Source organism: Arthrobacter bambusae, from assembly GCF_022606295.1.
GTDB classification, from domain to species: domain Bacteria; phylum Actinomycetota; class Actinomycetes; order Actinomycetales; family Micrococcaceae; genus Arthrobacter; species Arthrobacter bambusae_A.
The window spans coordinates 1-9,746 of record NZ_JAHHZS010000059.1 but is presented as its reverse complement, the minus strand read 5'-3'; the positions used below and the strand labels follow the sequence as shown (position 1 = coordinate 9,746).

Genomic DNA, 9,746 nt, shown 5'->3' with positions numbered 1-9,746 from the left:
TGTTCCCACCACACCGTTGCCAGGCATATAGCTGCCCGGGACGCCGGCCGGCCAATCGGAGAACCCGCCGCGCGGGACCGGGTCACCGACGCGTACCTGCCCAAGATCGAGGAATGGGTCGAGTCGTCGAAGGGGCGGATCCGCGCGGACAAAGCCCACCAGAAGCTCCTCGCCCTGGGCTATGAGGGTTCGGAGCGGTCCACCCGCCGCGCGATCGCGCAGGTCAAAGCCGCCTGGCGGCTGGGCCATGTGCGGGTCCACCGGCCCTGGATCACCGAGCCGGGGATGTGGCTGCAGTACGACTTCGGCGACGGACCCCGCATCGACGGGGTGAAAACCATTCTGTTTGTAGCGTGGCTGGCGTTCTCCCGGTTCCGGATCGTGATCCCGCTGCGGGACCGGACTGCGCCAAGCGTGTTCGCCGCCCTGGACCGGTGCTTTCGGATCCTGGGCGGAGCGCCGACGTATGTGCTCACGGACAACGAGAAGACCGTCACCACGGCCCATGTTGCCGGGGTGCCGGTGCGGAACCAGCAGACCCTGGGCTTCGCCCGACACTACGGCGTCACCGTGCTGACCTGCCAGCCAGCGGACCCGGCCACGAAAGGCGGCGTGGAAGCATCGGTGAAACTTGCTAAGGCCGACCTCGTGCCCAAAGACACCAACCTGCGGGCCGACTACACCTCCTTCGCTGAGCTGGAGGCGGCCTGCGAGGTCTTCATGGACGAGGTGAACAACCGTGAGCACCGCGTGACCCGGCGCAAACCCTGCGCCGTGCTGGCCGAGGAAGCACCGAGGCTGCACCGGATCCCGCAGACCGCCCATACGGTCGCGTTCGGGCTCTCCCGCACCGTTGCGGAGAACACCCCGATGGTCACCTTCGAGAACGCCCAATACTCCGTTCCTTCTCACCTGCTCGGCGCCCGGGTGTTCGTCCGCGCTCACGGCACCGGGCCCGGCGAGCAGGTCGTCATCGTCAACCACGGCCCCGGCGGGCCCGTTGAGGTTGCAAGGCATGGCCGGGCCAGGCCCGGCAGCCCGGCCATCAACGATGAGCACTTCCCCGGAACAAGGACAAGGATCCCGGGTGACTATGCCGTGAAGGCCCGCAGCGCGGACGAGGCCGAGTTCCTGGCCATCGGTGAGGGTGCCAGGACCTGGCTGGTGGAAGCCGCCGCCGCCGGCACGGCCCGGATGAACGTGAAAATGGCCGAAGCCGTGACCTTGGCGAAAATCGCAGGAACCGAGACGGTGGACCGGGCCCTGGGCGACGCCGCACTCCACGGCCGGTTCGCGCACCAGGACCTGGCCTCGATCCTGAACGCCAACATCCGACGCACGACCACCCATGCCGCAGACGAGACCCGGTCCCTGACCCAAGGCACCGGCGCGTGGGCTGCCATGGGCACTGGACCCGCCACCACCCCGAAGGAGCAGACCCGATGAGCCCGGTCACCACCACGAACACGACCGCCCCGGCCCTGCCGGCCGACCTCGAAGCATTGATGCGTCAGCTGAAAATGCCCCACGCCCGGGCCCTGGCCCCGGAACTCATCGCGACCGCGCGCGCCCAGCGCTGGGAACCAGCCGAAATCATCAAGGCCCTCTTCACCGAAGAAACCGCCGGCCGGGCCAGGTCCATGCTCGCCACCCGGCGCAAAGCAGCAGGATTCCCCACCGGCAAAACCTTCGAGGCCTGGGACCCCGCAGCATCTTCGATCCCGGCACCGACCCAACAGGCCCTACGCACTCTGGAATGGATCGGCCGGCGGGAAAACCTCGTCGTCTGCGGACCCTCCGGCACCGGGAAAACCTTCTTCCTCGAAGCCCTCGGCCAGCAAGCCGTCGAAGCCGGGATGCGCGTGGCCTGGTTCAAGCTCGAAGACCTCGGCGCCCTGATCCGGGCCCACCGCACCGACGACAGCGTCACCCGCGCAGTCACCCGCATCCTCCGCGCCGACCTCGTGGTGATTGATGACATCGGCCTGCTGCCGGTCGCGACCGACGCCGCCGAAGGCCTCTACCGGGTCGTGGACGCAGCCTACGAAAAACGCTCCGTCGCGATCTCCTCGAACCTGCACCCTGCCGGCTTCGACGAACTCATGCCTAAAACCCTGGCCACAGCCACCGTGGACCGGCTCCTGCACCACGCCCACGTCTGCCAGACCAGCGGCGACTCCATCCGCCTCACCCAGGCCCTCGCCGGGAAAGGAGTCACCCAACTGAACTAAACCAACCACGATGGCCAATCCCGCCGAACCACTCAGTGGGCAGATCTATTGGCCATCACCGGGCAGTTTTACTGGCCACCAGCGGGCACTTTAGCTGGCCGCCGGTGGGCAGAAACTCATGGCCATTGACATAGGTGACTTTCTGGAGCTCCAGCGAGGTTGGGCCTGCTCGATGCAGAGGTTTTCTGGTCGTCCAACAGAGCTTGACATACGAGGTCGGATAATCGGATTTTAGGATTCGCCGGACTTCTCTGCCGTTGTCCCCGCCTGCGGCGAGAAGCTGTCGCAGGTGGTTCAAGGGCCTTTGAGCGAGGTTGGCTACGACCTCGGAGAAGTCTGCCAAATTGGATTTGATTCGTTCGAGGACGGGGCCACCCCTGCAGGACCGGCCCGTGCAGGTGTCAGCGGAGTTGTTGGCTAATGAGGCAGATGCGTTCGGCGACGAGGTCCCCACAGAAGGCGGATCTCGCGTTCGATGCTGCGAAGCCAGGCGACCGACAGATCGGGTACTCGCGGGCGGCATGCGCGATTGAGAGAGCGTGGATCGGATCGGAGTTGCCGATCGCGAGGGCGCTGTCCCGCACCCCGCGATCGATGTAAATCCGGTGGCTGCGTTTTCGAGACAGGCCGCATCGGTCGAGGAACGAGTTCGTGGGTGAGGCGGAAGACGGCGGTGTGGCGGATAGCCTGGGTTGGCGCTGCGGGCTGGCCGTGTGGGATGTCGGAGGTGAAGCCATCATGAATTCTCCTGTTTGGCGTGGATGAGCCCGTGCCGTCAGGCGGCGGCTATCTGCCGCCGGGATTCGTCGATCGTGGACATGATCGATACCAGTTCGTCGTGTGGGTGTAACGGGGATTCGGTCCGTCCCTCGACCACGTAGGAAGCCAACGCAGTGGCCTGATAGCCCATGCCATCGTGCAAAGACGCGAACGTCTCGTCCCGCCACGCAACGGTCTCCTCCGAGCCAATCTGCCCGGTCGTCAGGGTTACTCCGGAGGGGCCAAAGAACGGACTGGCCACCTCGATCCGGCCGGAGGCCCCCATGATCGACGCGACGACAGGCATGGACGTCACGAGCGATGTGGATACAAGGGCAGTTGCTCCAGTCCCACCAGTCAGGAGAAGATCAGCGCGCGCGTCTACGCCGGTTGCCGCTACCGCGCCGGCGGCCGTGACGGAATGTGGAGCGCCCAGCACCGAGGACGCGAATGAGACTGGGTAGATGCCCGCATCCAGGAGGGCACCTCCTCCGAGTTCGGCGTTCCATAGGCGGTGTTTAGCCTCGAACGGGAACGCGAAGCCAAAGTCAGCGCGCACCAAATGGACTTCGCCAATAACCCCGTCGGTGAGGAGTTGGCGGACGATGTCCGCCTGCGGCAGGTAGCGGGTCCACATGGCCTCCATCACGAGCACCCCCGCACGGCGCGCCGCCGCGGTGACAGCTCGGGTCTCCTCGGCCGACATCGCGATCGGTTTTTCGATCAGGACATGCTTGCCTGCGCTGATTGCCTCGAGGGCGAGGTCGTGGTGCAGCGGGTGTGGTGTCGACACATAGACGACGTCGACATCCGGATCGGCGATGAGCGCGGACGGGTGTTGGTGCACACGTGGGATGCCATGCCCGTCAGCGAACGCTTGGGTCTTTGCGGAGTCTCGGGCCGCGACTGCGACGGCCCTTTGGCCCGTATGGGCGTGGAGCGCATGTACAAAGCGCGCGGCGATTCCCGTGCCGACGATGCCCCAGCGAAGGGCCGGAACGGCGTCAGCCGGAATGATCCTGGGTACAGGCAAAATGAGCGACATGGGGGAACCTCTCGGTTAACTAGGGGTCGGGGAACAGATACCTAGCACGCCGGTGGCTCGTGCTGAGTGGTGACAATTGCAGGACTTGAATTTCGACACCGCGGTGTTTTCCCACCGTGACGGTCCTGCGTCAGAGAGATCGGCCGAGGACCCCACTGGGCACTGCCTAGATCATCTCCGAGGGCGTGCCCGACCCAGGAAATACAGAATGGTCAGATGCGCCCGGCGTGGTCGAGTTCCTGCGTGAATCCAAAGGGCACCCGAGGGGTTAGTGACACGGAAAAGTGGTCAAAATCGTGGCGTGTGACGAGCACGCCCCGCCTTCGGTCCGCACCGGCCTGCCGTCGGGCCGATCTGACGGCGGCATCGAGTTTCTTCTCCATCTCGAGTCTGCCTTCGACGCGGAAGTCGGCAACGATCTGGTCAAATTCCATGAATTTCCTTTCAGAGGTGATTCGACTGTCCCTTTGTGGAGAGCAGCCAGCGGGCAGAACGAACGTGAAGACCGTGCGAATGGACGGCCCGGTGTTGCCGGTGAACGACCCGAATGCTCGGCCGGCTAAAGGGACCCCTTAGTTCTGTTTGAAGGCGGCGTCGAAGGAGGTGTTCGAGGCCGGGAAGTCGAACTTCTTGAGGGCGGCGAGGGCTTCGGGGGCGCCGTGGAGTCGGTCCATGCCGGCGTCCTCCCACTCGACGGAGATGGGGCCGTCGTAGCCGATCGCGGTGAGCGCGCGGAACGAGGATTCCCAGGGCACGTCGCCGCGGCCGGCGGAGACGAAGTCCCAGCCGCGGCGCGGGTCGCCCCAGGGCAGGTGCGAGCCCATGACGGTGTTCCGGCCGGTGGGGCGCAGCTTGGTGTCCTTGCAGTCGACGTGGTAGATCCGGTCCTTGAAGTCCCAGATGAAGGAGACGGGGTCGATGCCCTGCCACATGAAGTGGGACGGGTCCCAGTTCAGGCCGAAGGCTTCGCGGTGGCCGATCGCCTCGAGGGTCCGGACGGTGGTCCAGTAGTCGTAGGCGATCTCGGAGGGGTGGACCTCGTGGGCGAACCGGACCCCGCATTCGTCGAAGACGTCCAGGATGGGGTTCCAGCGGTCGGCGAAGTCCTGGTAGCCGGCCTCGATGACCTTCTCCGGCACGGGCGGGAACATCGCGACGTACTGCCAGATGGAGGAGCCGGTGAATCCGACGACGGTGTCCACGCCGAGGGCTTGGGCGAGCCGGGCGGTGTGCTTCATTTCCTCCGCGGCGCGCTGGCGCACGCCCTCAGGATCGCCGTCGCCCCACACGCGCGCTCCGACGATGGCCTCGTGCCGGAAGTCGATCGGGTCATCGCAGACGGCCTGGCCCTTGAGGTGGTTGGAGATGGCCCAGACCTTGAGGTTGTACTTTTCCAGGACGGCGAGTTTGGATTCGACGTAGCCGGGTTCGTCCCAGCGCCAGGCGTCCAGGTGGTCGCCGGAGACGGCGATTTCCAGGCCGTCGTAGCCCCAGCCTGAGGCGAGCTTGGCGACTTCCTCGAAGGGCAGATCGACCCACTGGCCGGTGAACAGGGTGTACGGGCGGGACATGTCAGACTCTTTCGGTAGGGGGCTGGGCGGACGGGGTGAGCTGGATGAGCGAACTCTTGGCCGCGGCGCTTTCCTCGACGGCGACCAGACATGGGGCCCGGGCGCTCGGAGGAACAACACCTGGTCGAGAGCGCGGGAGTCGATGTCGCCGAGGGCGCCGGACCCGGCGGTTTGGCGGCGTCGTCGAAGCGGGATCGGTCATATCGACTCGAAGGGGAAGGACCGTATCGAAGCGACCCCTATCCGGTGTCCCCGGCTACATGGTGGATGGGTACGCGAAGAACGCGAACCGCTTTCCATCCGGCGCCCAGCTGTTGCAATTCATCGTGCTCTGGCCGCCGAACAGCTTCACAACGGTGCGGGGCTCGCCGCCATCTGCGGGCAATATGCGGAGCTCCACGTCCATATCGGCGGGATGACTGATCGTGCCGGGAGGGTAGCTGATGTACACGAATTCCCGGCCGTCCGGTGTGAAGTGCGGGAACCAGTTGACCCGCGCGTCGAAGGTCAACTGCCGCCGTTCCGTGCCGTCCGGTCGCATCCTAAAGATCTGGGCGTGACCCTTGACGGTCGCCGCCTCCTCAGAGTTGTAATAGATCCACTTCCCGTCGCGGGAGTACTCCGGACCATCGTAGTCGTTCACCCCTTCCGTCACCTGGTTATCCGGACCGCCCGCTGCCGGGATGGTCGCGATGTTTCGCCGTGCGCGAGGCTCGTTGCCCTCGGGTTCGACCGATACGTAGGCGAGCGTCTGCTCGTCCGGTGAGATACCGTGCAGCCAATAGCTGTACCGCTCCTCCGCCGCGTGCACATTTGACACCCGGCGCACGTCGCCGCCGGCGAGGCTCACACAGTACAAGTGGCCCAGCGCGCTGAAGTACACGCGCTCCCCGTCGGGCGAGAGCACATGATCGTTGTTCACGCCCTGGACATCGCCGATGTCGATCGGTTCGAGGTCGCCGCTTCCGTCGGCGAGGATCTTGCAGAGCTTCCCTTCGCTGTTGACCACCAGCCACCGGCCATCCGGCGTCCAGTTCGGCGACTCGACGAGACGCTCCGACTGGAACACGAGCGTCTCGGTCCCTTCTTCCACGTCGGCAATGATGAGCTGCGACACCTGACCTGGCTGCAAGGCGTCCCGGCCCGGGGATCGTGAGGTCTGAAGGCCGCGGGAGTTGGTTGATGAAATCATTCGTCTTCCTTCGTTCGGGAGTCCGATCGCTCAGTGCGAGATCGATCGGCAAGCCAGGTCACCATAGATGGCCGAGACTTTGAGGTTGTACTTGTCCAGGACGGCGATTTTGGAGTCGACGTAGCCGGGTTCGTCCCAGCGCCAGGCGTCCAGGTGGTCGCCGGAGACGGCGATTTCCAGACCGTCGTAGCCCCAGCCGGAGGCCAGGCGCGCGACTTCCTCGAAGGGGAGATCGGCGCACTGGCCGGTGAACAGGGTGTACGGGCGGGGCAGGTCAGGCTCCTTCCACGGTGGCGAACGACTTGTGGTCGACAACGGTAAGCGTGCTCTTGTTGCTCGCCGACTCTTCCACGGCGGCCAGCACGCGCTGGACCTGCAGTCCCTCATCGAACGACGGAGACGGCGCCTCGCCGTTGCGGATGGCCAGGAGGAAGTCGCGGATCTGGTGGGTGAAGGTGTGTTCCCAGCCGATCACGTGGCCCTGCGGCCACCACGCGTCCATGTAGGGGTGCTCGGGTTCGTTGACCAGGATCCGGCGGAAGCCCTGTTCGCGGACGGGGGCGGTGGCGTCGAGGAAGTTCAGTTCATTGAGACTCTCCAAATCGAAAGTCAAAGCGCCATCCGTGCCGTAGACCTCAATCCGGAGACTGTTCTTCTGCCCGGCGGCCACACGGGAGGCTTCAACCGAGGCGCCCATGTCACCGGTGAGCCAGAAGGTTGCCCAGACGGCGTCATCGACCGTGACATCCTCCAGACCGTGCGGGCCGGGGCGCTGGGCAACGAACGTCTTGAGAACTCCGGAGGCTTCGAGAACCGTGTGTCCTGTCAGGTGCTGGATCTGGTCGATCGCGTGGGACGCGATGTCGCCCAAGGCGCCGGAGCCGGCGGTCTCCTTGCGCAGGCGCCAGGTCATGGGCGAGTCCGGGTCCACGAGCCAGTCCTGCAGGTAGGCGGCACGGACGTGCCGGATGGTGCCGAGACGGCCCTCCGCGATCAGCTCCCGGGCCAGCGCCAGGGCCGGAACCCTGCGGTAGTTGAACCCGACCATGGACTGCACGCCACGCGCGCGGGCGGCGGCAGCCGCTGCCACCATCGCTTCGGCTTCGGCCAGGGTGTTGGCGAGGGGCTTCTCGACGAGGACGTGCTTGCCGGCGCCCAGGGCGGCGATGGCGATCTCGGCATGCATCCAGCCCGGGGCGCAGATGTCCACGATGTCGATGTCATCCCGCGCGATGACCTCGCGCCAATCCGTGGCGGCCTCACTCCATCCGTACTTCGCGGCGGCCTCGGCCACCTGTTCCGGTTCCCGGCCCACGAGCACTTTCTGCTCGAAGGCCGGAACGTCGAAATAGCTGGCCACGTTCCGCCACGCATTCGAATGGGCCTTGCCCATGAACGCGTACCCGATCATGGCCACCCCCAAGGGAACGGGGCGGCTCATTGGGCCTTGCCTGCGCTCAGGTAGGCGAGCGACGCGGCGATGCCGTCGAAGATGTCGCCGGAGTAGTCGTCAAACTCCACGACGCCGACCTCCAGGGACTGTGCCGCGGCGATGACATCCCACACGGGGATCTTGCCCTGCCCGGCCGGCTGCTGGGCTTTGGTGTCGGTGGAGACGGGGCCGTCTTTGATGTGGATGAACTTCACCCGGTCGCCCAGGCGCTGCAGCAGCTGCACCGGGTCCTGGCCGCCGACGGCGGCCCAGTAGGTGTCCACTTCCAGGACCAGTTCCGGGTCGAGGAGTCCTTCGAAGTACTCCAGGGCGGTCTGGCCCTCGATGCTGGACTCCAGCTCCCAGGCGTGGTTGTGGTAGCCGACGCGGATGCCGTACCCGGCACCTTTCTTGGCGGCGGCGTTGAGTTTCGCGGCGGTGGCCTGGATATCCTCGGCGGACTGCCAGTGCTCGGCCGGGAGGTAGGGATCGATCACGGTGCTGATGCCCAGTTCCTTGGCCGCGGCGAAGATCTGGTCCTGGTCCTGGCTCAGCAGCGGGGCGTGGCCGGACGGGGCGGTCAGGCCGTTCTCCTTCAGGGCCGCGCCCAGCTCGGCGGCCGTGGCGACGAAGTTATAGGGCTCTACCTGGGTGAAGCCTAGCTCTGCAACTTGTCTGATGGTGCCGGGCAGGTCTTCCTGCAGGGCGTTGCGGAGGGTGTACAGCTGGATCGAATACGACAATGTGTTGTCCTTAAGTGCTGGCGTTTCAAATACTGATCGAATCGGACTGTGTGTTCGGTGGGTCCGTCTTCGGCGTCAGGGGTGGGTGCGGGCCGCTCGCAGTGCTTGCATGGCGAGGTCGTGATCTTCCCGGATGGATCCCACCAGCCCTGAGATGGCTATCGCGCCGACGGTGATTCCGTCGACGACGATCGGCACTGCTCCGCCCGCGATGGCGAATTCACGTTGGTCGAGCCATTCCGGAGCGTGCCCGGAGAGCTGCTGCCGGAGGACGAACTCCAGGCTCGGGATCTCGTGGCGCATCGTCGTGTTGATCTTGCGTCGCACCCAGTCGTCGTGTTCCGCGGTGGTCCCGGCGAACGCTGCGTGGAATACGCGCTGCGTTCCCCGGGACACGGCGACCACCACAGGCAGTTGATCGCGTTCTGCCAAGGCTGCCGCGGCGGATCCGATCCTTCGCGCGTCAGCGTGGTCGAAATGCGGGAGGGCCCGTTCGGCTACTTCTGCTTGAATTTCTTCGAGCATCGCCCGCAGGTCCACCTCGGTCTGGTCAGTCATGGATTCACCGGATCCAGCCAGTTCGAGGGTTCCGGCACGAGTTCCTCGGCTGCGGACCAGAATTCCACCGGGAGTTCCGTGTTGACTGATGCGAGGAGCGCCCCGATGCGTTCGGGTTTGCTGATGCCGACCACGGACATATGGATGCGTGGATCGCGCAACGAGAATTGCAGCGCTGCGGTTGCGAGATCGGTGTCCCATTCCCGGCACAGGTC

Annotated in this window: 10 protein-coding genes and 1 pseudogene; 2 read left to right on the top strand and 9 right to left on the bottom strand. The window is 65.5% G+C overall.

The features are described from left to right. Together istA and istB are read left to right on the top strand one after the other, a co-directional pair. Positions 1–1,446 (top strand): IS21 family transposase (istA, locus tag KNN17_RS21515; RefSeq protein ID WP_241710879.1); only part of this gene is annotated, 1,446 nt, incomplete at its 5' end. Further along, positions 1,443–2,231 (top strand): IS21-like element helper ATPase IstB, encoded by a 789-nt coding sequence (istB, locus tag KNN17_RS21510; protein ID WP_241710878.1) that lies wholly within the window; start codon positions 1,443–1,445, stop codon positions 2,229–2,231. The genes istA and istB, both read left to right, overlap by 4 nt. A gap of 775 nt (positions 2,232–3,006) precedes the next feature. Here istB and KNN17_RS21505 read toward each other — a convergent pair. From KNN17_RS21505 to KNN17_RS21465, 9 genes and pseudogenes are all read right to left on the bottom strand, one after another. Next, a complete protein-coding gene (locus KNN17_RS21505; RefSeq protein WP_241710877.1) occupies positions 3,007–4,035 on the bottom strand; it encodes a Gfo/Idh/MocA family protein in 1,029 nt (342 codons plus the stop codon). Positions 4,036–4,247: 212 nt separating this feature from the next. Beyond that, a complete protein-coding gene (locus KNN17_RS21500; protein ID WP_241710876.1) occupies positions 4,248–4,469 on the bottom strand; it encodes a hypothetical protein in 222 nt (73 codons plus the stop codon). A 138-nt stretch (positions 4,470–4,607) separates the two neighbouring features. Continuing rightward, entirely contained in the window at positions 4,608–5,606 is a 999-nt protein-coding gene (locus KNN17_RS21495; protein WP_241710875.1) for a sugar phosphate isomerase/epimerase family protein, read from the bottom strand. A 256-nt stretch (positions 5,607–5,862) separates the two neighbouring features. Next, a complete protein-coding gene (locus KNN17_RS21490; protein WP_241710874.1) occupies positions 5,863–6,723 on the bottom strand; it encodes a TolB family protein in 861 nt (286 codons plus the stop codon). Between the two features lie 114 nt (positions 6,724–6,837). Then, positions 6,838–7,071 (bottom strand): annotated as a pseudogene (locus tag KNN17_RS21485) (sugar phosphate isomerase/epimerase); the annotation flags it as partial. A gap of 1 nt (position 7,072) precedes the next feature. Beyond that, positions 7,073–8,239: a Gfo/Idh/MocA family protein gene (locus KNN17_RS21480; RefSeq protein WP_241710872.1), complete on the bottom strand. Its 1,167-nt coding sequence runs from the start codon at positions 8,237–8,239 to the stop codon at positions 7,073–7,075. Beyond that, on the bottom strand, positions 8,236–8,973 hold the full coding sequence (locus tag KNN17_RS21475; RefSeq protein ID WP_241710871.1) for a sugar phosphate isomerase/epimerase family protein: 738 nt from the start codon (positions 8,971–8,973) through the stop codon (positions 8,236–8,238). The genes KNN17_RS21480 and KNN17_RS21475 overlap by 4 nt, the downstream gene beginning before the upstream one ends. A gap of 75 nt (positions 8,974–9,048) precedes the next feature. Further along, entirely contained in the window at positions 9,049–9,531 is a 483-nt protein-coding gene (locus tag KNN17_RS21470) for a heme-binding protein (protein WP_241710870.1), read from the bottom strand. Further along, positions 9,528–9,746 (bottom strand): aldo/keto reductase (locus KNN17_RS21465; protein ID WP_241710869.1); only part of this gene is annotated, 219 nt, incomplete at its 5' end. The genes KNN17_RS21465 and KNN17_RS21470, both read right to left, overlap by 4 nt.

Bases quoted from the DNA above. Each gene is read 5' to 3' on its own strand.
- KNN17_RS21480 (WP_241710872.1), bottom strand. From the start codon at position 8,239: ATGAGCCGCCCCGTTCCCTTGGGGGTGGCCATGATCGGGTACGCGTTC.
- KNN17_RS21500 (WP_241710876.1), bottom strand. From the start codon at position 4,469: ATGGAATTTGACCAGATCGTTGCCGACTTCCGCGTCGAAGGCAGACTC.
- KNN17_RS21505 (WP_241710877.1), bottom strand. From the start codon at position 4,035: ATGTCGCTCATTTTGCCTGTACCCAGGATCATTCCGGCTGACGCCGTT.
- KNN17_RS21495 (WP_241710875.1), bottom strand. From the start codon at position 5,606: ATGTCCCGCCCGTACACCCTGTTCACCGGCCAGTGGGTCGATCTGCCC.
- istB (WP_241710878.1), top strand. From the start codon at position 1,443: ATGAGCCCGGTCACCACCACGAACACGACCGCCCCGGCCCTGCCGGCC.
- KNN17_RS21470 (WP_241710870.1), bottom strand. From the start codon at position 9,531: ATGACTGACCAGACCGAGGTGGACCTGCGGGCGATGCTCGAAGAAATT.